The sequence below is a fragment of the Arthrobacter sp. B2a2-09 genome (genome assembly GCF_027587375.1).
GTDB lineage: Bacteria > Actinomycetota > Actinomycetes > Actinomycetales > Micrococcaceae > Arthrobacter.
This window is the reverse complement of sequence record NZ_JAMXIC010000007.1, coordinates 154,874-179,158: the sequence shown is the minus strand read 5'-3', so window position 1 is coordinate 179,158 and position 24,285 is coordinate 154,874. Positions and strand designations below refer to the sequence as shown.

General features: G+C 64.3%; 19 protein-coding genes. 7 read left to right on the top strand and 12 right to left on the bottom strand.

The features are described 5' to 3' along the window. From NFJ07_RS10530 to NFJ07_RS10520, 3 genes are all read left to right on the top strand, one after another. On the top strand, positions 1–861 hold the full coding sequence (locus NFJ07_RS10530) for a phosphogluconate dehydrogenase C-terminal domain-containing protein (protein ID WP_269994175.1): 861 nt from the start codon (positions 1–3) through the stop codon (positions 859–861). A 192-nt stretch (positions 862–1,053) separates the two neighbouring features. Next, on the top strand, positions 1,054–6,027 hold the full coding sequence (locus NFJ07_RS10525; protein ID WP_269994173.1) for an NAD-glutamate dehydrogenase: 4,974 nt from the start codon (positions 1,054–1,056) through the stop codon (positions 6,025–6,027). A 99-nt stretch (positions 6,028–6,126) separates the two neighbouring features. Beyond that, positions 6,127–6,348 carry a hypothetical protein gene (locus NFJ07_RS10520; protein WP_269994171.1) on the top strand — a complete coding sequence of 74 codons (222 nt, stop codon included), beginning with the start codon at positions 6,127–6,129 and terminating at the stop codon, positions 6,346–6,348. 117 nt (positions 6,349–6,465) lie between these two features. Here the strand turns inward: NFJ07_RS10520 and NFJ07_RS10515 are convergent, their stop codons facing one another. The 4 genes from NFJ07_RS10515 to NFJ07_RS10500 all read right to left on the bottom strand — a co-directional run bounded on the left by NFJ07_RS10515 (position 6,466) and on the right by NFJ07_RS10500 (position 11,316). After that, positions 6,466–6,714: a hypothetical protein gene (locus NFJ07_RS10515; protein ID WP_059388455.1), complete on the bottom strand. Its 249-nt coding sequence runs from the start codon at positions 6,712–6,714 to the stop codon at positions 6,466–6,468. 193 nt (positions 6,715–6,907) lie between these two features. Beyond that, positions 6,908–8,500: a histidine ammonia-lyase gene (gene hutH / locus NFJ07_RS10510; RefSeq protein ID WP_269994170.1), complete on the bottom strand. Its 1,593-nt coding sequence runs from the start codon at positions 8,498–8,500 to the stop codon at positions 6,908–6,910. A gap of 93 nt (positions 8,501–8,593) precedes the next feature. Then, the gene (locus NFJ07_RS10505) at positions 8,594–10,324 is read right to left on the bottom strand and encodes a urocanate hydratase (RefSeq protein ID WP_269994169.1); all 1,731 of its coding nucleotides are present in this window, start codon (positions 10,322–10,324) and stop codon (positions 8,594–8,596) included. A 188-nt stretch (positions 10,325–10,512) separates the two neighbouring features. Next, positions 10,513–11,316, bottom strand: a complete 804-nt coding sequence (locus tag NFJ07_RS10500) for an IclR family transcriptional regulator (RefSeq protein WP_269994168.1) — start codon at positions 11,314–11,316, stop codon at positions 10,513–10,515. A gap of 297 nt (positions 11,317–11,613) precedes the next feature. Here NFJ07_RS10500 and NFJ07_RS10495 point away from each other — a divergent pair, with 297 nt between their 5' ends. Then, positions 11,614–13,086 carry an amino acid permease gene (locus NFJ07_RS10495; protein WP_269994166.1) on the top strand — a complete coding sequence of 491 codons (1,473 nt, stop codon included), beginning with the start codon at positions 11,614–11,616 and terminating at the stop codon, positions 13,084–13,086. 31 nt (positions 13,087–13,117) lie between these two features. After that, entirely contained in the window at positions 13,118–13,753 is a 636-nt protein-coding gene (locus tag NFJ07_RS10490) for a LysE family translocator (RefSeq protein WP_269994164.1), read from the top strand. Between the two features lie 29 nt (positions 13,754–13,782). Here the strand turns inward: NFJ07_RS10490 and NFJ07_RS10485 are convergent, their stop codons facing one another. After that, on the bottom strand, positions 13,783–14,448 hold the full coding sequence (locus NFJ07_RS10485) for a hypothetical protein (RefSeq protein ID WP_269994162.1): 666 nt from the start codon (positions 14,446–14,448) through the stop codon (positions 13,783–13,785). A gap of 73 nt (positions 14,449–14,521) precedes the next feature. Beyond that, a complete protein-coding gene (locus tag NFJ07_RS10480) occupies positions 14,522–16,414 on the bottom strand; it encodes a polysaccharide deacetylase family protein (RefSeq protein WP_269994160.1) in 1,893 nt (630 codons plus the stop codon). Between the two features lie 311 nt (positions 16,415–16,725). On the opposite strand from NFJ07_RS10480, the gene NFJ07_RS10475 reads away from it, so the two are divergent. Continuing rightward, positions 16,726–17,010: a hypothetical protein gene (locus NFJ07_RS10475; protein WP_269994158.1), complete on the top strand. Its 285-nt coding sequence runs from the start codon at positions 16,726–16,728 to the stop codon at positions 17,008–17,010. Between the two features lie 2 nt (positions 17,011–17,012). Continuing rightward, positions 17,013–17,243, top strand: a complete 231-nt coding sequence (locus NFJ07_RS10470) for a helix-turn-helix domain-containing protein (protein ID WP_269994250.1) — start codon at positions 17,013–17,015, stop codon at positions 17,241–17,243. Here the strand turns inward: NFJ07_RS10470 and NFJ07_RS10465 are convergent. From NFJ07_RS10465 to NFJ07_RS10440, 6 genes are all read right to left on the bottom strand, one after another. Further along, the gene (locus NFJ07_RS10465) at positions 17,221–18,315 is read right to left on the bottom strand and encodes a LacI family DNA-binding transcriptional regulator (RefSeq protein WP_442865331.1); all 1,095 of its coding nucleotides are present in this window, start codon (positions 18,313–18,315) and stop codon (positions 17,221–17,223) included. The genes NFJ07_RS10470 and NFJ07_RS10465 overlap by 23 nt on opposite strands. 37 nt (positions 18,316–18,352) lie before the next feature. Beyond that, entirely contained in the window at positions 18,353–19,258 is a 906-nt protein-coding gene (locus NFJ07_RS10460; RefSeq protein WP_269994157.1) for a carbohydrate ABC transporter permease, read from the bottom strand. Continuing rightward, positions 19,255–20,136, bottom strand: a complete 882-nt coding sequence (locus tag NFJ07_RS10455; protein ID WP_059388447.1) for a carbohydrate ABC transporter permease — start codon at positions 20,134–20,136, stop codon at positions 19,255–19,257. The genes NFJ07_RS10460 and NFJ07_RS10455 overlap by 4 nt, the downstream gene beginning before the upstream one ends. Positions 20,137–20,182: 46 nt before the next feature. Further along, positions 20,183–21,517: an ABC transporter substrate-binding protein gene (locus tag NFJ07_RS10450; protein WP_269994154.1), complete on the bottom strand. Its 1,335-nt coding sequence runs from the start codon at positions 21,515–21,517 to the stop codon at positions 20,183–20,185. A 46-nt stretch (positions 21,518–21,563) separates the two neighbouring features. After that, positions 21,564–23,000, bottom strand: coding sequence for a GH32 C-terminal domain-containing protein (locus NFJ07_RS10445; protein ID WP_269994153.1), 1,437 nt, complete (start codon positions 22,998–23,000; stop codon positions 21,564–21,566). 119 nt (positions 23,001–23,119) lie between these two features. After that, positions 23,120–24,262: a GGDEF domain-containing protein gene (locus NFJ07_RS10440; protein ID WP_269994152.1), complete on the bottom strand. Its 1,143-nt coding sequence runs from the start codon at positions 24,260–24,262 to the stop codon at positions 23,120–23,122. Positions 24,263–24,285: the final 23 nt, after the last annotated feature.

Below are 24,285 nucleotides of genomic sequence, written 5' to 3'. Positions count from 1 at the left end.
ATGTCAGCAGAACAATTGACCGTCGCCGTTGTCGGAGCCGGTGGCAAGATGGGGATGCGCGTTTCCGCCAACCTCCAGAAGAGCAACCACTCCGTCACCTACAGCGAGAACTCCCCCGCCGGCCAGGACCGCGTCCGCGCCGAGGGCCGCGAGATCACCGCCACCGACGACGCCGTCAAGGGCGCCGACGTCGTGATCCTCGCCGTGCCGGATACCGTCCTCGGCGTCGTCTCCGAAGGCGTCGTCCCGCAGATGAAGCCCGGCTCGATCCTCCTCACCCTGGACCCGGCCGCCGCCTACGCCGGACTGCTGGCCAAGCGCGACGACGTCGTCCAGGCCGTCGCGCACCCGTGCCACCCGTCCGTGTTCCTCGAGCGCACCACCAAGGAAGAATGGGCCGATACCTTCGGCGGCCAGGGCGCCCCGCAGAACGTCGTGGCGGCGATCGACGAGGACGCACCCGCCGCGACCCGCGACGCAGCCGAAGCAACCATCCGCACCATCTACGCCCCCGTCATCGACGTCCACTGGGTCACCGTGAAGCAGCTCGCCATCCTGGAACCCACCCTCGTGGAGACCGTGGCCTGCATGATCGGCACACTCCTCAACGAAGCCCTGCACGAGACCGTGCACACCGCCGGCGTCCCGGAAGAGGCAGCCAAGGCCATGCTGTTCGGCCACGTGCAGATCGCCCTGACCAACGCCCTGCGCGGCTCCAACCCCTTCTCCGAGGCCTGCGAAATCGCCATCCAGTACGGCAAGGACACCATCATCAAGGACGACTGGAAGAAGATCTTCGACGACTCCGAGCTCGACGGTGTCATTGCCAAAATGCTCAAGCTCGACACCGTCAAGCGCTAGGCGATTCCTCACCACTCGCGAGATGGCACTTCACGGCAATGCTCCACAACAGCATGACTGCCGCGAAGTGCCATCTCGCGGCGCGTCCCAAGCCTTTACTGCCTGCCCCGCGCCAGCCATCATGAAATCAGGCGCAGGACTTCGCCGACCGCTACAGCACGGCCGCTCCTTGCGCGGCGGAGGCGCAGCGACATGTCACCCAGGATCGAGCCCGCGGACCACGCCTTGGGAGGCACTGCCCCCGGCGCCCCGGACCGATTCCTGACCGACTACTACGAGCACGTGGCCGATGATGATGTCCGCAACTACACCACGGACACACTCCTGGAGCGTGCGCGGTACCACCGCTCATTGGCGGAACGGCGGGCTCCCGGGCAAGCTGTGATCGGCGTCCTGAACGAGGCCGACGCCAGCCTCGTAGCGATTGTCACCGAGGACATGCCCTACCTGGTCCCGTCGGTCACCGCGGAAATCGCCAGGGACAACGCCTCCATCCGGCTCCTGGTCCACCCCACTTTTACGGTCACCCGGGATCCAGCCACCCACCGCCTCACCGATGTCCGCCGCGGACCCCTGCGGACCGGCCTTCCGTCCGGCATCGAGCCTTCCGCCCCGGTCACCCCTGTGGACCACGACGACGGCTGGCCGCTCACGGAGGCTTGGATCGCCGTCGAGATTTCCCGGCTTCCAGACGAAACGAGTGCCGAACACCTCGTTGAACGGCTGCAGACCGTCCTTGGCGACGTCCGGGCCGCCGCGGAAGACGCGGCGGCCATCCACCAGGAACTTGCCAACGAGATCAGGGGCTTGGACGAGCTCTCGCAGGCCGTCCCCGCAGCGCGGGAGGTCCAGGAGTTACTGCGCTGGCTGGACGACGGGAATTTCGTGTTCCTCGGCTACCGCGGCCGGACGGGCCTCGGGCTGCTCCGGAACGTGGCGGTCACTGCGTCCGAAGGCGAGCCGTCCGAGGCCGAGCCGTCCGCAAGGCCGCCCACCGCACACGTCCTCACGCTCACCAAGTCCACCCTCCGCTCGACTGTCCTCCGGCGGGCCTACCTCGATGAAATCAGCCTGGCCGGGGCTGACAAGATCGGCGAGCGCACCTTCGTTGGCCTTTTCGCTCCCAGCTCGGCGTCCCGCCCGGCACTCCAGATTCCCGTCATCCGGGACACCGTGGACGAGGTGATGCGGACGTTCGGCTACCCGCCCGCATCACACCGAGGCAAGGAACTCCTGGCGGTGGTGGAGGCCTATCCGCGCGACGAACTCTTCCATATCGACGCGCGGCAGCTGGCCGAGCACGCGCGGGACATCCTGCGTCTTCAAGAACGGCACAGCACACGGTTGTTCCTTCGTCCAGACTCACACAACCGTTTCATGACGGCACTGGTCTTCCTGCCGCGGCAACGCTTCAGCACCGCAGTCCGGCTCAACATTGAACGCGAACTTCGCGAGGCCTTCGGCTCCGAGGCCATCGAGTTCGAGCTTCGCCTGGGCGAATCCGCCATGGCCCGGGTGTTCTTCCGGGTTCTGTTGCCACCCGAGGAGGCGCCCGCCGTCGTCGACCCTGGGGTACTGGAGCAGCGGATCATCGCCGCGACAAGGTCCTGGGCCGAAGGCCTGGACGAAGCCCTGCGGGCTAGGTTCCCCGCGGACGAGGCCGCCCGGCTGTCCCTCCAATGGGCCGCCGCCTTTCCGGCCAGCTACAAAGCGGACTACGAGGTGGAAGACGCGGTTCAGGACATCGTCCGGTTCGAGAGTTTCGCGCCCCGGGATGGAGACACGGCAGACGGCGACGCCGCAGACCCGTTGCTGACCGTCTACAGGCGCCCGGGAACTGCCGTCCTCGCCGAGGATGCGCGGATTCGGCTCTATTTGACCCGCCCGCAGAGCCTGAGCCAGATTCTGCCGTTCTTCCACAACCTGGGCTTGCGCGTCCTGGACCAGCGGCCCTTCGATGTGCAGCGTGCCGACGGGCGGTCCTTCTTCCTTTACGACCTCGGGCTCGTCTATCCACGCGGTGTTGATCCCGTGGGAACCGGCGAGCTCCTGGCCGGCTCGTTCTGTGCCGCGATGCGGGGAGATGCGGAGTCCGACGCCTTCGATGCCCTGGTCATCCGGGAGGGAATCGACTGGCGGCGGACAGCCATCCTGCGCGCATATGCGAAGTACCTTCGACAGCTGGGGAGCACGAATTCCTACGGGTTCATTGCCGATACCCTCCGTGAGAATGTGCGTGCAACCCACGCTTTGCTTTCGCTCTTCGAGGCGAAGTTCGATCCGGACCGGTTCGAACCCGATCTGTTCGATCCTGAACTGCGCGCGCCGACGCCTTCTGGGCCGGTGCCTTCTGGGGCGACGTCGACTGAGCAGATGGCGGCTGGAAGCGATCTGTTCGAAACGGACCGCAGCAGGTACAGCTCGCGGACACGAGCCACGAACGCGGCCCGCAAGGAACTGGCGGAAGCGATCGACGCCGTACCGGTCCTCGACGCCGACCGCCTGTTACGTTCGCTGGCGAGCCTCGTGGAGGCCACCCTGCGCACCAACTTCTACCTGGACAAGCCGTATTTGAGTTTCAAGCTCAACCCTTCCTCCATCCCTGCCGCACCGGCGCCCCGGCCACAGTTCGAAATCTGGGTCTACTCGCCGCGGGTGGAAGGCGTCCACTTGCGGTTCGGCGCCATTGCCCGCGGCGGCTTGCGCTGGTCCGACCGCCGTGAGGACTTCCGCACGGAGGTCCTGGGGCTCGTGAAAGCGCAGACGGTCAAAAACGCCGTCATCGTTCCCACCGGAGCCAAGGGCGGTTTCTACCCCAAGCATCTCCCGGACCCCGCCGAAGACCGGGCGGCCTGGCTGGCCGAGGGCCAGGAAAGCTACCGGACCTTCATTCGTGGACTGCTGGACATCACGGACAACCTGGTTGCCGAACCCGGTAGCGGCTCGAACGGTCGCGTCGTTCCGCCGGCCCGCGCTGTCCCGCCGCAGCACATTGTTCCGCCGGCCCGCGTCGTACGGCACGACGGCGACGACTACTACCTCGTGGTGGCCGCGGACAAAGGCACGGCCACGTTCTCCGACATCGCCAACACCCTGGCCGCAGAGTACGGATTCTGGCTGGGCGATGCGTTCGCGTCCGGCGGTTCAGTGGGCTATGACCACAAGCAGATGGGCATCACGGCCCGCGGCGCCTGGGAGTCCGTGATGCACCATTTCAGCGAATTGCTCATCGATTCCCGGACCGAGGATTTCACGGTGGTGGGCATTGGCGACATGAGCGGCGACGTGTTCGGCAACGGCATGCTGCTCTCGAACCACATCAAGCTCGTGGCGGCCTTTGATCACCGGCATATCTTCCTGGATCCCACCCCGGACCCAGCCACTTCCTTCGCCGAGCGGAAGCGGCTCTTCAAGCTCCCCCGCTCGTCCTGGGCCGACTACAACCCCGCGAAGCTCAGCCCCGGCGGAGGAGTGTTCTCCCGGCTCGAGAAGTCAATCAGCATCACCGAACCTGTCCGCCTCGCCTTGGGATTGGATGAGGGCACGACGGCGATGAGCCCGCCTGAGCTGCTCAGGGCCGTCCTCATGGCCCCCGTCGACCTGCTGTACAACGGCGGAATCGGCACCTACATCAAGGCCTCCACCGAGACGCTTGCCGACGTCGGAGACAAGTCAAACGATGCCATCCGGGTCGACGCCGCCCAACTGCGCACCCGGATCATCGCTGAGGGTGGCAATCTCGGCATCACCCAACACGGCAGGATCGAGGCTGCTCTGGCCGGAATCCTCGTGAACACCGATGCCATCGACAACTCCGCCGGCGTGGACTGCTCGGACCACGAGGTGAACATCAAGATCTTCCTGGACCGGATGATCGCCGCGGGCAAGATGTCCCCGAACGAAAGAACGAAGTTCCTGCACTCCCTCCAGGACGAAGTGGGGCGGCTCGTGCTGAAAACCAACGTTGACCAAAACGTCCTCCTCCTCAATGACAAGCAACTGGTCCTTGAGTGGAGCCCGAGCTTCGAACGGACCATGGACTGGCTCGACTCGGCCACGGACCTGGACCGGCAGCTCGAATGCCTGCCGACTACCGAGGATATCCACGCCCGCGTAGGGACCGGAGTTGGACTGACCTCGCCCGAACTAGCTGTGCTGGCGGCCTACGCCAAGATCGAGCTCGCCCGCGAACTGACTGAAGGCGGGCTCGCGGACGATCCATGGTTCTCGCAAACGCTGCGCGAGTATTTCCCCCGCCAGCTTTCGGAACGGTTCGGCGATGACCTCTCCACGCATCCCTTGCGCCGCCAAATCGTAGCCACGGTGGTGGCCAACGACATGATCAATCTCGGTGGCATAGCGTTCGCGTTCCGCGCCATGGAGGAAACCACGGTTTCGGCGGCCGCGGTGGCGCGTGGATTCGTGGTCATGCGCCGAATTTGGGATTTCGATTCGGTCACTGAGGCCCTGGCCCAAGTGCCGGCAAGCATCCCGCGCGAACACGGATGCGCCGTGGCACTGGACATGCGCCGCCTCCTCGACCGGTCCACCCGTTGGTACGTCACCCACGATTTCCGGGACAAGCCCATTGCCGACGCCTTTGCCCGGCTCGAACGGCCGATGTCATTGATGCGGGCGAACTTCACCCGATTCCTGCACGGGATCAACCTGCAACACTCTTTGATGCGCCTCGCCCACTCCGATTCGGTGGGCCTGCCACACGAATTGGGACTTCGAGCCTCCGAACTCCTGGTCAGCTACGGCCTCTTGGACATTTCCGCGATTGCCGAGGAACTGCAGGAGCCCGTTGAAGACGTGGCCGAGGTGTACTTCGCCGTGTTCGAACGGATCTCGGCCATCCCCCTGCTGGAACACATCACGCTGTTGCCGCGGGACACCCACTGGGAGGCCTTGGCGCGTGCAGCCCTCCGCGACGACATGTACCTGGTCCTTGCCGACATGACCAAGGCCGTGGTCCGGCACACGTCCCGCTCCTCCGGGGCGACCGCCGACCCGGTGGAGAGGATCATGGATTGGGAGCGCGGAAACATCGAACAACTTGCCCGCGTCCAGGACACCATCAAGGAAGCCATCAAGCCCGGTCCGGTGGATATCGCGGCACTTTCCGTGGCCGTGAAGCTCTTGCGCGCAATGGTCCGCCGGTGATCCAGATCCCAGAATGACAGACATCCCATGACACTTTGCTATCTTTTTATGCAGGAATTGCCGCTCCCCCCTGCGGCACCCTGCAGAAGGAGCCCCCCAATGAACACCGCAACAATAGAACGCAACGAGATCCACTTGTCCTTTGCGTCCGTCGAGGAAGTCCACGCCGGACTGGATCGTGCCGTCGGCACGCTCATCGAAGCCGCAGCCGACAACGGCCTTTGCGGGATCCTGGTGACCCGCCACGAGCCCGGAAGCTACACGGTGGCCCTGGACGAGTCCGTGCCGTTCGGCCAGACCCGCGAGGTCCTCGCCGCCTAGGAAGTCGCCTAGGAAGTCGCCTAGGAATAGGTACAGACAACAAAAACGGGGCTTGTTTTCCAGACCACGCCAAGATGGCGCGGAATGGGAAACAAGCCCCGGTTTTCTAAACGGTCACTACACCCGGCGCAGCTCCACGCCGTCGGACTTCATGAAGAGCTGTTTGGCGGCTTCGTCGGCGCCAGGTCCTGCGGGTTCAAGCCATACAACGTTGCCGCTGCCCGAGACTTCCTGCACCTCCCCTGCCGCGACCACATGTGCGTGCCTTACGACTTCGATCCGCTCCCCCACCTTCAACGTTCCCCAGTTGGAAACGACGGCGGACTGTGCGATTCGCCTGGACAGGACTGTCCCGCGTGCCTTCATTGAACTTCTACCCCTTTGTGGATGTTCGTTATTTCAGTTGTGAACGGATATTCCCCGGCAGGCCCACGGCATCGTCGGCGTGGACATGCCGTACCCCATAAGTTCTACTACACAGAAAGCGCCCCGGGGAACGAAATGCCAAACATTTCCGGGGCGCTTCCTATTGTTCACTCGAACAGTATTTTGTTCGGCGTCAGGCGAGAATTCCGACGGCGGATTCGGCGGCCGCCCGCACCTCGCCAGCGCCCACAAGACGGTCCGCCGCTTCCAGCTCAGGTGAGAGGAAACGGTCAGTTCCGGGACCGTCGACGACGCCGCGCAGCACCTCGATCACGGCGGTGCCAGCAGGCCCCGGAGTGAGTTCGCCACCGGACAGTTTGGTGCGGATGTCGAGGGCACGGGTGCTCGTCACGAGTTCCACGGCCAGGACACGGCGCAGGTTCTCGATGGCCTTGCGGAGCTTGCGGGCAGCGTGCCAACCCATGGAGACGTGGTCTTCCTGCATGGCGGAGCTCGGGATGGAGTCCACCGATGCCGGGACGGCAAGGCGCTTGTTGTCCGAGACCAAACCGGCCTGGGTGTACTGGGCGATCATCAGGCCCGAGTCCACTCCGGGATCGTCGGCAAGGAATGCCGGGAGGCCGTGCGAGCGGGCCGGGTCCAGCATGCGGTCCGTGCGGCGCTCGGCGATGGAGGACAGGTCCGCCACGGCAATGGCGAGGAAGTCCAGGACGTAGGCCACGGGAGCGCCGTGGAAGTTGCCGTTGGAGGACACGCGGCCGTCCGGGAGCACCACGGGGTTGTCGATGGCTGCAGCCAGCTCACGGGAGGCCACGAGTTCAGCGTGCGTCACGGTGTCGCGGACCGCGCCGGCCACCTGGGGTGCGCAGCGGAGCGAGTACGCGTCCTGGACCTTGGTGTCGTTGACGCGGTGCGAAGCAACGATCGGCGAGTTGGAAAGCACGCGCAGCATGTTGTCCGCGCTTGCAGCCTGGCCCGGGTGGGGCCGCAGGGCCGCGTGCAGCTCCGGCAGGAACACCTGGTCCGTGCCGAGCAGCGCCTCGACGCTCAGCGCGGCGGTGATGTCCGCCGTCGTGAGCAGCAGGTGCAGGTCGGCAATGGCCATCAGGAGCATGCCGAGCATACCCTCAGTGCCGTTGACCAGCGCCAGGCCTTCCTTTTCCGCGAGGACGACCGGCTCGATGCCGTGCGCGGCGAGGAGCTCGGCAACCGGCTTCTTTCCGGCGGCGCCGTAGAGCTCGCCGTCGGGCCCGGTGGCTTCGCCTTCGCCCATCAGGACCAGGGCGCAGTGGGACAGCGGGGCGAGGTCGCCGGAGCAACCCAGGGAGCCGAATTCACGGACCACGGGGGTGATGCCGGCGTTGAGGACGTCCACCATGGTCTGCAGGACCACGGGACGAACGCCCGTGCGGCCCGAGGCCAGGGTCTTGGCGCGCAGGAACATGATGCCGCGGACCACTTCGCGCTCCACTGCCGGGCCCATGCCGGCGGCGTGGCTGCGGATGAGCGACTTCTGCAACTGGGTGCGGAGTTCGTTGGGGATGTGGCGGTTGGCCAGGGCACCGAAGCCCGTGGAGACGCCGTACGCCGGAACTTCGCTGTGGGCGAGGCCATCGATGTGGGCGCGGACCTTGGCAACCGTGTCCAGGGCTTCCTGGGAGATGGTCACCTTGGCGTCGTAGCGTGCGACGGCGACGACGTCTTCCGGCGTGACTCCGCTGGAGCCGAGGGTGACGGTCAGCGGTTCGTGTGTTGTGAGTGTCATTTTTCCTCGTTCTTCCCAACTAGCTCGCAGTTGATGTCGTTTTGGGGTCCCATAACGACATCTAATGCGAGCTAGTTGGGGTTGTCGGTCTGTTTAGTTGGTTTCCGTCATCGGGATGCGGACGCCGCGTTCGTGGGCGACTTCGACGGCGCGCTCGTAGCCGGCGTCGACGTGGCGGATGACGCCCATGCCGGGGTCGTTGGTGAGGAGGCGTTCGAGCTTCTCGGCGGCGAGGTCGGTGCCGTCGGCGACGGAAACCTGGCCTGCGTGCAGGGACCGGCCGATGCCCACGCCGCCGCCGTGGTGGATGGAGACCCAGGTGGCGCCGGAGGAGGTGTTGATCAGCGCGTTCAGCAAGGGCCAGTCGGCAATCGCGTCAGAGCCATCGGCCATGGACTCGGTTTCCCGGTACGGGGAGGCGACGGAGCCGGAGTCCAGGTGGTCGCGGCCGATCACGATGGGGGCCTTGACCTTGCCTTCCTTCACGAGCTGGTTGAACAGCAGGCCGGCCTTGGCGCGTTCGCCGTAGCCGAGCCAGCAGATGCGGGCCGGCAGGCCTTCGAATTCGACGCGCTCGGCGGCGGCGTCGAGCCACTTGTGCAGGTGGGTGTTCTCGGGGAAGAGTTCCTTGATCGCTTTGTCGGTGACGGCGATGTCTTCGGGGTCACCGGAGAGCGCGACCCAGCGGAACGGGCCCAGGCCCTCGCAGAACAGCGGACGGATGTAAGCCGGCACGAAGCCGGGGAACTCGAACGCCCGGTCGTAGCCGCCCTTGCGGGCCTCGTCGCGGATCGAGTTGCCGTAGTCGAAGACCTCGGCACCGGCGTCCTGGAATTCCACCATGGCCTGGACATGCTTGGCCATGGAGGCCTGGGCCTTCTTGGTGAACCCTTCCGGGTCGGCCTCGGCCTCGGTGTGCCATTCGGCCACGGAAATGCCTTCGGGCAGGTAGGACAGCGGGTCGTGGGCGGACGTCTGGTCGGTGACGACGTCGATGGTCAGCTCGCCTGCCTTGTGGCGGGCCAGCAGTTCCGGGAAGACCTCGGCGGCGTTGCCGACGTAGCCCACGGACCAGCCGCGGCGCTCTTCCTTGGCCTTGACCACCTTGGCGATCGCGGCGTCCAGGTCGGTTTCGACCTCGTCCAGGTAGCGCTTGCCAGCGCGGCGGCGCAGGCGGGTCTCGTCGACGTCCACGATCAGGCAGGCGCCGTCGTTCAGGGTCACGGCCAACGGCTGGGCCCCGCCCATGCCACCGCAACCACCGGTCAGGGTCAAGGTCCCGGCGAGCGGTCCCTCAGTGGAGCCTTCCGCGGCGGGGGACGGGTGGCGTCCCTCGGCAGCAAGCTTGTTCCCGACGGCGGCAAAGGTCTCGTACGTGCCCTGCAGGATGCCCTGGGTGCCGATGTAGATCCAGGAACCGGCGGTCATCTGCCCGTACATCATCAGGCCCTCGGCCTCGAGGCGGCGGAACTCGGGCCACGTTGCCCAGTCGCCCACGAGGTTGGAGTTGGCCAGCAAAACGCGGGGTGCCCATTCGTGGGTGCGGAAGACGCCGACGGGCTTGCCGGACTGGACCAGGAGAGTTTCGTCCTTTTCCATGGTTTCCAGGGTGCGGGTGATCGCGTCGAACGCGGCCCAGGAGCGGACCGCGCGGCCCGTGCCGCCGTACACGACCAGGTCATCCGGGCGTTCGGCGACCTCCGGGTCCAGGTTGTTCATCAACATGCGCAGCGGCGCTTCGGTCTGCCAGCTCTTGGCGGTGAGCTCGGTGCCGCGGGCGGCCTTGACCGGACGAGCTCCGGTGGTGAAATCGGCGGGTGCCATGATGACTCCTTCGTCTCTGGAGGTTGCTAGGTGGAAGTCCTTCTGTATCCAGTAGAGCCCCTCCGCAACCGTCTTGGAATGGCTTTATGGAGGGTGCTGTCCGGAATACCAGACTCAACTAGCTAGCAGTAGATGTCGTTACGAGCGCCCATAACGACACCTACTGCGAGCTAGTTGGGATAGCCGCGCTAGGAGGGGCGGCCGTGGATGCGGATCGACAGCTCGTCGGCTGTTTTCTGGATTCGGGCGGCCAGTGCGGGCCACTCCTCAACCGGCACCCGGTCCTCGAGGAATGTCACCGCGACTGCCGCCGTCGGCCATCCCAGATGGTCGGTGACGGCGGCGGCCACCGAGCCGAAGCCTGGCGTGACTTCGCCGTGTTCGGTGGCGTAGCCGCGCTGCCGGACCTGGTCCAAATGCGAGGACAAGGCCGAGTACTTCATGATGGGCGATTCCATCTCGTGCCGGGCCGTAAACGCGGCGGCATTCGGGTACAGGGCCCTGACCTGGGATTTCGGCAGTGCGGCCAGGATCGCTCGCCCGCTGGCGGTGAGGTGGCTGGGAAGCCGGACCCCGACGTCGGTCACGAGGGACGGGCGGTTCTTGGCCCTCTCCTCCACGATGTAGAGCACATCGCGGCCGTGCAGGACGGCCAGGTGCGCGCTCTCGCCGATCGCATCCACAAGGGCGGCCAGCATGGGGCGGCCGAGCCGCGACAAAGGCTCTTGCCGCGAGTACGCCGAACTGAGTTCAAAGGCACTGATGCCCAGCCCGTAGCGCTGCTCCTCATGAAGGTGCAGGACGAAGCCGTTGGCCTCCATGACGCCGAGCAGGTGATAGACACTTGAGCGGGGCAGGCCGAGCGCAGTGGCAATGTTGGACGCTGCCATCGGGCCACGCCGGGAAGCAAGCAGCTTCAGGATGCGCAGGGTGTTCTCGGCGGCTGGGACCTTTGAAGCGGCCCGGCCTTGGGTGGACGGCTGTATGGTCATGGCTCCTCTTCGAGTGCACGGTAATGCCCGGCTTGCCCCTTCTGCCACATGGCGGCAAGGCAGGTGTCCGGGATCCCGTACTTAAGCGTGCGCCCCACGGAGCGGATCGGAAAGCCAATCAGAACATTAAGCTGTCTGGAATACCAGACATTTGCGCACAAGACGGCCAGTCATTAGCCGCTTATTGGCTCAGCGTCTGAGAACCGAGACAACGATACGTCGTGAGGCCCATCACAGCCAGCTCCGGAATGGTCTGCTGGTTAACAGTCCCCCTCCCAATGACGAGAAGGTATTCGTATGCAGCAAGCCCCAACAGCCGTCAGGACACCGGCCGCCAAAGTCGTCGAAGGCGCGGTAACCACCGTTCTCAGCCGTGGCCTCAATGTCCGCCACATCCGCTTCATGGCCCTCGGTTCAGCTATCGGAACAGGCCTCTTCTACGGTTCCGCGTCTGCGATCCAAAAGGCGGGCCCGTCGGTTCTCTTCGCATACATGATCGGTGGCGCCGCCGTCTTCATGGTGATGCGGGCCCTCGGCGAACTGGCCGTCCGCCACCCCGTCTCCGGGTCGTTCGGGCAGTATGCCAGCCGCTACCTCGGACCGCTGGCAGGGTTCATCACTGGGTGGACCTACGTCTTCGAAATGGCCATCGTGGCGATCGCGGACGTGACGGCGTTCAGTATCTACATGGGCTTTTGGTTCCCACAGGTGGACCGATGGATCTGGGTCCTGGCGATCATCCTCGTCCTTGGTGCCATGAACCTCCTGAGCGTCAAGGTCTTCGGGGAACTCGAGTTTTGGTTCTCGCTCATCAAGGTGGTGGCGATCATCGCCATGATTGCGGGCGGCGCTGCGATCATCGTGTTCGGCTTCCACTCCGGCAACGGGGGTGTGGCACCGGGGCTGGGGAACCTCGTTGACCACGGTGGCCTGTTCCCGAACGGTTTCGGCGGGCTCCTGGCCTCGTTCGCCGTCGTCATGTTCGCCTTTGGCGGGATCGAAACGATCGGCATCACGGCAGGCGAAGCCGCAGACCCCAAGAAGGTCATTCCGCAGGCCGTCAACACAGTCCCGGTGCGCGTACTGCTGTTCTACGTCCTGACGCTCGGCGTGCTCATGAGCCTGTTCCCCTGGAACGAAATCGGGAACAACGGCAGCCCGTTTGTGCAGATCTTCAGCGGCCTCGGCATCCCCGCGGCGCCCGACATCCTCAATGCCGTGGTCATCACCTCTGCGCTGTCAGCTATCAATAGCGACATTTTCGGCGCCGGACGCATCCTCTTCGGGCTCTCCCAACAGGGGCATGCCCCGAAGAGTTTCGGCAAGATCTCAAGGCACGGTGTTCCCTGGATGACCGTGGTCCTGATGGGCGGCATCCTGCTGGTGGGCGTTGTGCTCAACGCCGTAATCCCCGAGAACGTGTTCCTGGTGATCGCTTCCATCGCCACGTTCGCGACGGTGTGGGTTTGGGTCATGATCCTGGCCTCGCACGTCGCCATGAAGCGCGAGATCAAGCGCAAGGGACTCCCGGCGTCGGAATTCGCGTCGCCATGGTGGCCCGCAGCGTCCGTGCTGACCATCGCCTTCATGGCCCTGGTGATCGTCATCCTAGGCGTCTTCGAGGACACCCGCGTGGCCTTGTACGTAGGCGCCGTGTGGCTCGGGCTGCTGGTGCTGGCCTACAAGCTGTGGGTCCGAGGTGGCGGCCGGGTGCGTGCCGACCTCGTTGACGAGACTGCTTCGATGCCCGTGGTCGCCGAGCCCTCCTAGCCCGCCGCCGAGCCCAGGGCTATCATCAGGCATGGTTCCATTCACCAACCTCCTGGCGTTTGCCTTGGCCGCGCTGGTCCTCATCGCAGTCCCGGGTCCGAGCGTTCTTTTCGTAATCGGGCGTTCCCTCGCCCTCGGCCGCAAAGGCGGGCTCCTCAGCGTCCTGGGAAACGCCCTGGGCATGGTTCCGCAGATCACCGCGGTGGCGCTGGGGCTCGGCGCGGTCCTGGCGCAGTCGATCGTGCTGTTCACCATCATCAAGTTCGCCGGGGCAGCCTATCTGGTCTACCTCGGGGTGCAGGCGATCCGTCACCGCGGCGGGCGTTCGACGGCGGCCGGTCCGGCGCCGTCGCGGTCTATGTGGCGGCTGATCCGCGAGGGCTTCATCGTGGGTGCGAGCAACCCGAAGTCGATCGTGTTCTTCGTGGCTGTGCTGCCTCAGTTCGTGGAATATTCGAGCGGCAGCATTCCGCTTCAGCTCGCCGAGCTCGGAGCTGTTTTCCTGACGATCGCGCTGATATCCGACAGTATCTGGGCCGTTGCCGCGGGCACCGCACGCCAGTGGTTTGCCCGCTCCCCGCGCAGGATCTCCACCCTGGGCGCCACGGGCGGGGTCATGATGATCGGGCTCGGCGGAACCCTGGCGCTTACAGGCACCAAGTCTTAGCGTCCTGGAACGCAGCAGCAACCGCTGAGTCAGCCGGCCGGAAGCCAATCCACGTGCGAGTCTGAGTCATAGACCCGGCAAACACGCACCCCGTCCTGGGCAGGACCATCAACAAGCTTGGTGGTGATCTTCATGAGGATGTCGTACGAGGCCAGGCCGGAGGCCGCCGTTGACTGTACCGGGTTGCCGGTGAATGCGATGGAGACAACGGTGAATGGCCGGGGCACCACCGTTCCGGTCACTATTGCGGAGTGGGCGGCATCGCTTTGCAGCCGGGCTGTGCAGCTGTCCTTGATGCGTTGGATCCCCGCCGCATCAAGGCCCTGCGCCACGGGAGCAGGCACCGCGGGAGCCGGAGCTGGCGCAGCGGGCGCCGGCGCCGGTGGGACTGGGGCATCGGGCTTGGCACTTGTTGCCGGGGCAGGGAGCGCGGCTTGACTTGAAGGCGCAGCGCTGGCGGTGGCGTTGGCGGCCGGCGCTGGAGCGGTGGCACTCGGCGTCTTGGTGGCACCGGGCGCAGAGGCACCAGGCGCAGAGGCCGACGCACTGACGGCCGCTGCGCTGACGGTGGCCGACGGCGCGGCGCCGGCAATTGAGTTTGATGATGTCTGCGTGGCGTTGAGGGTGATCGCCCCTGCCAGTCCGACCGCCACCACGCCCGCAACGACGATTCCTGCTTTTGCCGCTCGTCTCATTGTTCCCTGCTCACTTCCCTGACCTTTGCGCGGCCCGCGGCCGTGCCCTCCCCTTCGTGAAGCTCCCGATAACTCACAGTGGCGGCGCCCCCACGGTGTCGTACATGGCGTAGTCGTCAGTAGTCAGCGTCCCGTTGCTGAAGAGGTTCAAGCCGAAACTCACGGCGGTGGCACCGTCCGGCAGCACGGGAGTGGTGAAGCTGGCCTGCGTGTAAGCGTCCGACGCCGCGAGCCAGGGACTCGATGTCCAATAGACCCAGGCGCCCGAAGCGTCCCGGTAGTACACCGTGAACTGGGTCACCGCCGTCGACGTGTACCACGCCCGGAGCGAATAGCTGTGCCCGGCGATGGCGGCCGGAGCGCAACTGCCGCTGTCCATTGTTTGGAGCAGCTTCGCGTCGCCGTCGATGTAGCCGCTGACAACAAGTTGCTCCGCCGCTGTGCCGCTATGGGCGGAGGGCACGGTGCTGAAGGCCGGGGTGTTGGTCCCGTAGCCTCCGGCCTGCCAGCACTGTGGAGTCGAGCCGATTCCCGCCGTCTCAAGGCCCGCGTTTTGCACCAGGTTGGTGCCGGGAGCCGGTGGGGCCGGGGCGGGCGCGGTAGCGGTGTCAAACATTTCGTAGTCATCGGTAATGAGTGTGCCGTTGCTGAAGAGGTTCAATCCGAAGCTGATTCCGTTGGCTCCCGCTGGAAGGGCAGGCGTCGTCCACGCCGCCTTTTGGTAGCTTGTGGCGGGCGCAAACCATGGACTCGATGTCCAGTACTTCCAGGAACCCAGTCCAGTCCGGTAGTACAGCGTGAACTGTGTGGGCACCGTGGACGTATACCAGGCTCCGATGTTGTATTGGTGGCCCTCTGTTGCCGTTGGCGAGCATCCGCCCAGGTCCAGGGCCGGAAGGAGTTTCGCGTCTCCGTCCACGTAGCCGGTCATCACGAGCTTCTCGGCGACCGCCCCCGTCCGGCCAGGGCTGACCAGGGAGAAGCTGGGGGTATTGGTTCCGTAGCCGCCGGCGAACCAGCACTGCGGCATTCCGCTCGTCAGGGTCTCCAGCCCGGGATTCTGCACCAGGTTGCCGCTGGGAGCCTGGGGCGGTACTGCCGGGCCCGAGACCAATGGCTGGACGGTTCCGCCGATCACTTGGTTGACGGTTTTCACTGTGGTCGTCGCCGGGCGCGCCTTGAGCCAAGTCAGGAACTGCTCAAAAAGGGCCGGCTGGATGTTCAACGGGTCCGTGCTGTTCGCATCAATGTGATGGAAGGTCAGCTGTACCCAGCCCCCGGCTGCTTCCGCTTGGGTGACCGAAGTCTGCAGGTCAGCCAGCGTCCACGTGGAATCCACTTCGTCGGGTGCCGCGGTGTTGTAGGGGTCGGCCGGCGGCATCGTCTCAGCGAGGCTGCACGTTGGGCAGCTGAAACGGGTCTTGATATCACCAAGGCCTCGGGCACTGTTGTAGCCGCAGCTCTGTGCGATGGTCTCGGCTGCTGCGTTTTCCGAGGCAAAGGGGTAGGCGAAATCGGTGACCGAGAAGCCCCAGTTGCTCAGGTTTACCCGGTCGTTGCAGATCTGGCGCTTGGCTTCGTCTGCGGGCAGGGTGATCAAGTCGGGGTGGGTTACGGTGTGGCCACCGATCTCGTTGCCATCCGCAACGAGTCCGTGCAAGTCCGCTTGCGACATGTAGCCGGGGTTGTCCGTGAATCCGGAAGTGATGAAAAACGTGCCCACCATGCCTTGGGCCTTCATGATTTGGGCCGCGTTCAGCTGGTCCGCGTTCCCGTCGTCGAATGTCAGCGAAACTACGGTGGGATTGGCCGCTTGCGCTGCGGGAGCCGCCACCACCAGGGCGACGCCGGCCATGGCGATCGCCGCAATGGCCGCGATCGCGCGGGAACGACGACGGCGGGCACCCGCCGTCGGAATGATCCGCGGCTTGGGCTTCTCCTGAGTGGACGGATTGGAAACGCTCATAGAAAGACCCCATCTGGCTGCGGCTCAAGGAGCCGTACCGGCACGCAGGACAGGGACACCGAGCAGCCCCCGGAACTGACGGAACATTTGCTTCGAGCGTAGGGACTGTTCGCCCGGTCTGGGATGCGTAGCCCCTACCCGTCTTTTGCCCGGACCACTCAGGTCAACACTTGCTTTCCCTGGGGTCCTTGTCCGAGTAGTGGGCCAAGTGACGTGAGTGGCCCATGCGTCATAACGGGTGAAAGTCACTCATGTGTCGCTTGTGGTTCGCGCGTACCGTTGCCACACGCGACTGCAAAGGAGTGGTTCGGATGTTTGATCCCACATCGAGGTACATCGTTCAGATGCGGGTGCGGCGCGGCTTCGCGCTGGCCAGAAGACTACGCCAGGTCTTTTCCCGGGCAGCGGGACAAGCCAAAGCGGTATCGTCCCCGTTCAAGGTTGGCGACTACGTGGCCGGTGACGATCCTTTCAACGGCTGCACGGAAGGCGTGGTGGCCGTCATCAACGGCTCTTCGATTGGTTTGCGGACAGCCGCTCCAGCGGGCAGGACCGTGGTCTATTACGACTACCGCCAGCTCAGGAGGCCGTGGTGAACATGGCTGCCGCCGGCGTTCCAGCCAACCGGTTCATGACAATCGCGGAGGTTGCCCAGGCGCTGCGGGTTTCCAGGATGACTGTCTACCGCCTGGTGAACTCGCACGCCATCCATGCCGTGCGGTTCGGGCGGTCCTACCGCGTTCCGGAGTCGGCCGTGGAGTCCTACATAGAGCATTCCGCCGTGGACGAGGCTGAGCAGAATCCCTCTAAGGCAGCCGGGAACCCGTGAGGGTGTTCGGTCCAACGGAGTCGCGTTCCACCGGCGGGCATTCAAGCTTTACCACCGGGCCGCCCGCCGGTTCGTCGACGCCGAGGAGCAGGCGCACGCCCGCCGCGCCGAGCTCGTAGTGCGGCAGCGCGACCGTGGACAGCGGCGGCCGCATATGGGCGGCGATGACTTCCTGGTTGTCGAACCCGACCACGGCCATGTCCTCGGGAATGGACAACCCCTTTTGCTTCAGCCCGTCGTAGAGACCCATGGCCATACGGTCGTTGTAGCAAAAGACTGCCGTGACGTCCCGTTTGAGGAGTTCCTCGACGGCTCCGTATCCGCCTTCCTGGTCAGGATACGCGTCGAAGACGAGGTGCGGGTCAAACGCAATCCCAGCAGATTCGAGCGCTTCCCTGTAGCCCTGGAGGCGTCCGTCCTTCGCCGGAGCAGGAATCGTGGCGTTGATGAAGGCGATCCTTCGGTGCCCCTTGCGCACAAGGATTTCAGTGGCTTCCCGTCCACCGTGGACTTCATCCGGGACCACGGCCAGGGCGTCAGAGTCCGGCGAGAAGCAGTTCACCAAGACGAAGTCGGTCTCTTGCAACGCGGCGGGGATCTCGGTAGGGCGGTGGAACCAGGTGGAGTACAGGATGCCGCGAACCTTGTGCTCGAGCATCATCGAGATGGCGTCTCTTTCCACGGGCTCGTTGCCCTCGGTGTTGGCGACCAAGAGCACGAATCCGTGTTTCCAGGCTTCGTCCTGGGCGCCGTGGATGATTTGCCCCGCGAAGGGAGTCGTGGCGATCGCGTCGGCGACGAGGCCAATGAACCGTGAGCTGCCACTCACGAGGTTCTTCGCGAGCGCATTCGGGCGGTAACCCAGTTCGCGGATGGTGTCCAAGACGCGTTTGCGGGTCCCGGCGCCGATCCTGGCGTCTTTCTTGTTGTTGACGACGAGGGAAACCGTAGCAACGGAGACCCCAGCTCCTTCCGCTACCTCCCGCATCGTGACCGGATGACCCGCCCTCGGGTTCGTCGGTGGATGCGAGGGGTTAACCTCGGGTTCTGTCAAGCTTTTCTCAGACGTCATTGGCCCTCCCCTCACAGTCTATCCAGTGCCCGCGTCCTCACCCCTTCGTGGCCCCGCTCTCGAGGCCCTGGATCATCGCCTTGTTGAGGACGAGGAACACGAGCAGCAAAGGAGTGATGGTGATGCAGACAGCGGCGAACGTTGCAGTCCAGTCGACCTTGCCCATCGCTCCGATGTAGTTCTGGAGCCCCAGCGGGATGGTCTTGAGCCCTTCGGAGAGCACGAACGTGTTCGCGAAGATGAAGTCGTTCCAGATGAAGATGCTGTTCACCAGGACCACTGTCACTACCGTGTTGGTCGAGAGCGGAAGGGTGATCAGTCCGAAGATCCGGTACGGGCCGGCGCCGTCCAGGGAGGCTGCCTCATAGGTCTCGCGGGGAATGTATTCAAAGAATGACGAGAAGAGGTAGATCGACATCGGAAGGGCAAACCCCGCCAAGGGGATGATCATCGATTGGTAGGTGTCCAGCAGGTTCACGGACGAGTAGTCGATGAACAGCGGCACAAGCGCGATCTGCACCGGCACGATGATGCCGATCAGGAAGAGGCCCCGGACGAATTTGCTGAACCGGAATCCGAGGACCTGCAACGCATACGCTGCCATCATCCCCAGCAGGACGATGAGGAGGTTGGCACCCATCGTGACGATGAAACTGTTCAGGATGTTCTGCCCGAGGTTGCCGGTCTGGAACGCGCGGACGTAGTTGTCGAAGCTGATGGAGCTCGGCAGCGCGAAGGGATCACCCGTTGCGAAGTCGTGCTCGTTGCGCAGGCTCGTGAGGAAGAGCCAGGCGAGGGGATAGACCTGCACCACGACGATGAGGACGATCAGCACCCGCGACAAGCTTCGGAAGACGTTTGGCTTGCGCCGCCGACGTCGGGGAGCCGGGCTGCTTGGCGGGGCAGGGACCGGCCGGGTAACCGGGGCTGTTTGCGCGGTCATGCGTCAGCCTTTCGTTTGAGCATGAGCAGGATGAATCCGACGGCGACGAGGCACTCGACCACGATGAACACCGAGATGGTGCTGGCGTAGCCGAAGTCGGTGCTGGTGAACGCGGTTTTGTACATGTACGTCGTCAGGAGCTCCGAGGACTGGCCGGGGCCGCCGTTCGTCATGAGGTAGGGGATATCGAATCCGCGCAGGCCGTAGGTTGTGGCCATGATGGTGGTGGTGATCCACACGGGCCGGATGTGGGGGAACCTGATCTTGGTGAACAGCTGCCATCGGTTGGCGCCGTCCAGGCGTGCCGCCTCTTCAAGTTCCTGCGGGACCGCGAGCAGCGCGGCGTAGATGATGAGCATGTAGAGTCCCGTGAACCGCCAGCCTTCGGGTGCTGAAACTGCCGCGAGGACAGTATTGACGTCCGAAAGCCAGGGGCGTTCGAGGCTGCCGAGTCCGATCCAGCCGAGGACTTGGTTGAGGAGCCCCACCGGATCGATCGAGTAGATCCGTACGAAGAGGAAGGCGATGGCCACCGTCGAGATCACCGCAGGGAGGAGATACAGGGTTTTGACAAGCTCGCGGCCTCTTCGCAGCGAGGTCAGCAGGCTGGCGACGAACAACGCGCCGCCCAATTGCAGGACGAGGCAAATGGCGAGGTAGCCGAGGGCGTTGAAGAAGGAACGCCAGAAGACGCCGTCACCAGTGAGCATGTGCACGTAGTTTGCGAAGCCCACGAACTCCATGTCACTGATGCCGTTCCAAGAGAAGAAACTGAGGAACAACGACTGCAATATCGGGAACAGCACCGCGACGCCGTAGAGAAGCAGCGGCGGGAGCAGGAAGACCAAGACCGAGAGTCGTGATCGATTGGGAAGCATGGGAGTGCCTTTCGGGTGGGGGGCCTGAGCCCCCCACCGCTGCGTGTTATTTGAAGAACTTAGGAGCGTTCTGTGCGATGGTGCTATCCATCGTGCTGGTGAACTCGGCAGGCTTGATATTGCCTTGCGCCAAGAGCACGAGCTCTTGTTGCAGCCTGCTGTTCGTGGTCGGATCAAGTTGCGTGTCCCAAGGCATCGCGAGCTTGGTCCCGAGATCCTGCGCCTGGTCGATTGCCTTCTTGTACAGTGGCGTGGCATTCGCCGGAATCGTCGTCTGGACGTTCGTCGTCGGCGAGAGGGCGCCCGTTGCCGCGTACTCCGAGGGGTACTTGGCGAGTGCGAACTTCAGGAAGTCGCTCACGAGCGGGTCAAAGGTCTTTGAGTTGACCGCCATGCCGATCCCGGAGGTTGCCACGTACTCGTTGGCTGCCGTCGCGGAACTTGGCGTGGCCGGAAGGGTGAAGTAGTCGACGTCGTTACGCACCGCCGGATTCAGCTTGTCGGTCGCGAGGCTGGGCAGTTCCCAGGTGCCGATGTTGTACATGGCGGCCTTGCCCGAGGTGAACAGGTTCTGGGCGTCAGAGTAACCCTGCGAGGAGAATCCGTCCTGGAAGCAACCGGCCCCTCCGAGCTGGCTTATCCAGTTGACGGTCTTCTGGCCGGTGGCGTCGCTGAACTTCGCATCACCCTTCTTGAGCTTCTGCACAAAGTCGGGTCCGGCGTCGCGGAAGGGCTGGTAGGAGACGTAGCGCTCAAGCGGCCACTGGTCCTGGCCGTCAAGGGCGAGCGGTGTGATCCCGGCCTTGCGCAGGGCGGTGCACATCGCGGGGATGTCGTCGAGTGATTTCGGCACTGAAACTCCAGCCTGCTGGAAGAGGGCCTTGTTGTACCAAAAGTACTCGAGCTCGAACTGGAACGGGATCATGTAGAGGGATCCGTCGTCGAAGCGCTGGTAATTCAGTGCGTTCGTCCGGTAGGTGTCGTAGACGCCGAGGTCTTTCAGCAGCTTCTCGGCGTCTACCATCTTGCCTTGCTTGGCGAGTTGCTGGGCGAAGGGTGTGGCGTCAGTGTCGAAGAGCTCGGGAAGCTTGTTCGCGGCGGCGAGGGTTTCATACTTCTGGATGTAGGACGGCCGGTCAGGGGTGGTGATCAGGTTCAGGGAAAAGCCGGGGTGGGTCTGGGCGTATTCATCAGCGATCTTTTTCATGATGTTGATGACCGCCCCGTCAGCTGGCCGGGACAGAAGCCACGAGATTTGCCGCGGTTTGATGTCTCCAGTCGGGTTGACGTTGGAGGCACTGCCCGCACCTCCACCGCCGCAGGCAGAGAGGGCGAGGGCTGCGGCCGCTGCTACAGCGGCCGTTCGTATGAGTTTCTTCATGGGGGACAATCTCCTTTGATTTGAACGGAGGTCTGGCGCTGGGTATTTAGTTGTCTGTGCGCTTACGTATCTCAAGTTCGGTGAGAGTGACGCTGCCTTCACCGGCGAAAACGCCGATCCGGCCGTCCGGTAGCCCGTAGATCCGGGCGCTCAAGGCGACCTGCCGGTCGACGACGGCGACGCAGAGGTCCCCGTCCACGACAAGTTCGAGGATGTGCTCTCCCGGGATGAGCTCGCAGGGGCGTTCCAGCTCGATCTCGAAGGGGACATCCCCCGAGACGTGCCATTGCGCGTCGCCGTTGATTTCGCGGGGCCATCGGTCAAACACCATGCGTCCGCGCTTCGGTTCCAGGCGGATGACGTAGGACTCGTCCCCGTCCGCGCTTGAGCGGAGCAGCAGTCCGCACTCGGTTGTATCGGGTTCTATCCGCAGCACCGCCCGGGCGTAGAACTGCCGAGGGAGAACCTCATCGGACACAATGGCCGCATACCCGTCGGGAGCATGCAGCCCCACCGGAAGGGCGCTGCCGAAGGTCACCGGGATTTCATCCCAGAAGCTCTCGACAAGTTCGTCGGCGAAGGAAAACGCGAGGGTGCCGTCGTCGTTCTGGCGGGCCTCGAGGACGGACATCGTGCCCGCCCACTGCCAGGCGCCGTCGTCGCGGTTGTCCTCTTTGCTGGCGATCCAGCCGAAGAAGAACCGGCGGCCATCCCGCTCGGCCGTCTTCGAGGCATAAAAGGCGCGGCCGTCAACGCTGTCCCGCGCCGGCACGATCCACGGCCCGTTGGGACTCTTCGCCATGCGGTAGCGGGTGGTGAAGGACTCGGAGAATTCCGAGTAGACCAGGTACCACCAGTCGCTCCAGGCGAAAACGTCCGGGCATTCGTGCGTGATGTACCGGCGGGGATCCCAGAACGGCTCGGTATGCTCCCAGTCCATCAGGTCGGCGGAAACGCATTGGGCGATCACGCCGCGGCGGCGCTCCGGACCGTCCGAGTGCCGTGCGGCCAGCAGCATCCGCCACAGACCGCTTGCCTCGTCCTTGAAGACGAACGGATCGCGCCAGTCGCCGGATTCGTAGCCGGCCGGGGCGCCGAAGGTCAGCTCCGGATGCTTCACCCACGTCAGCATTCCGTCCGTGCTCGTGGCGTGCATGACGAGTTGTAGCGGGGCTCCGTCGGAGCCGAGGTGCCGGGGATTCTGTCCCGTATAGAAGAGGTGGTGTATTCCGGACTCGTCGCACACAACACTTCCTGTGTATGCGTTGAAGTCCGCGTCGCCCTCCGCGCCATGACGCAGCGAGACTCCATGGTCCTCGAACCGCGTGAGGTCCTTGGTGGTCACGAGATTCCAGGACGTTCCCGGCTTCGGGTCGTTCCGCACCTCGTGCAGGTAGAAAAGCCAAAACTCCCCGTCTTTCTGGAACGGGATCACGTCTCCGACCCATCCATCGGTGGGTTGGAAGAAGACTGAGTAAGTCATCGGCGTTGATGTCCATTTCTGCTAAAGCGTTTGATCACTGCAAGCGTAACCGAGGTCACACTTTTGATCAAGCGTTTAAGCAGATTGTTTTTGCGGACAGTTAACGCGCACGACGGCGGTCAGGAAGTTGCGCAGACCGCGCGGTTCCGTCCGAGGGACTTGGCCTCGTAGAGGGCTTTGTCCGCGGCCACGATCATGTGGGCTACTTCGGCGTGGGCGAGGGTGCTGGGGGCGATGCCATAGCTCACCGTAGGGAAGGTGATGCCGTCCGGCGTTTTTGCCGAGGCCAAACGGCGGCTGATTTCGTTGGCAATGATTTCGGCACCCTCCACGTCGGCCCCTGGCAGCAGGATGGTGAATTCCTCCCCGCCATACCTCCCGACGAGGTCTGTGTGGCGGACCGAGGCCTGGCACGCGGCGGCGAAGGCCTGGATGGCGGTGTCGCCCGCGGCGTGGCCATGGTTGTCGTTGAGGGCCTTGAAATGGTCGAGGTCCGCGAGGATCAACGTGGAGATCGATCCCGCAGAGTGCAGCCTGCCGATTTCCTGGGTGGCCAACTCCATGAAGGCAGTGCGGTTGAGGAGCCCCGTCAGGCCGTCCCGGGTGGCGCGTTCGTTGAGCCCGTTGATGAGCTGCTCATTGCTCAGCGCCGTCATGCTGAAGGACACGGTGACGAGAAGCACGATGGTGACCACGCTGGTGGTCGCCGAGCTGAGATAGGTACCGAAGTCCGGCCCGTCGGGTCCTTCCACGAGGTAGGCGATCCCCCGGCCGAAAAAGAATGACGCCAGTACTCCGGCGGCGAGCGCCAAGGAGCGGTGGGCTTGTGAAACGCTGGGCTTCAACCGCCAAAGTTCAACTGTTGCCAAAGCCATGCCCAAAGACATCATGGCCAAATAGACCAAGCCTCCGGACCACACGTTCGTGGCCGGATCCTCCAGCGTGGCGGCCACAGCGGTTCCGATGGGTCCGGCGAGGAGCTGCCATCGCGGCGTCGGAAGCAACCGCAAAGAACGCGAGCCCGCCCACACGCTGAACGCCCCTGCCACCAGCAAAGCGTTGCCGAGGGGACCCGCCCAGATTTGCTGGGAAGTCCCGGCGAGCAGGTACGCCATATTTCCCGCGAGCAGGAAAACGAGGGCGAGGCACCACCAGCCGCTGTACGCGGAACGGGTCCGGCGAAACGATCCGAAGAACAGCAGGCAAAGGGTAGACGCGACAACGCCCAGAGCTATCTTCAAGCTGACCGGATCGAGACCCATATTCGCTCCCCTCGTGCGCACCA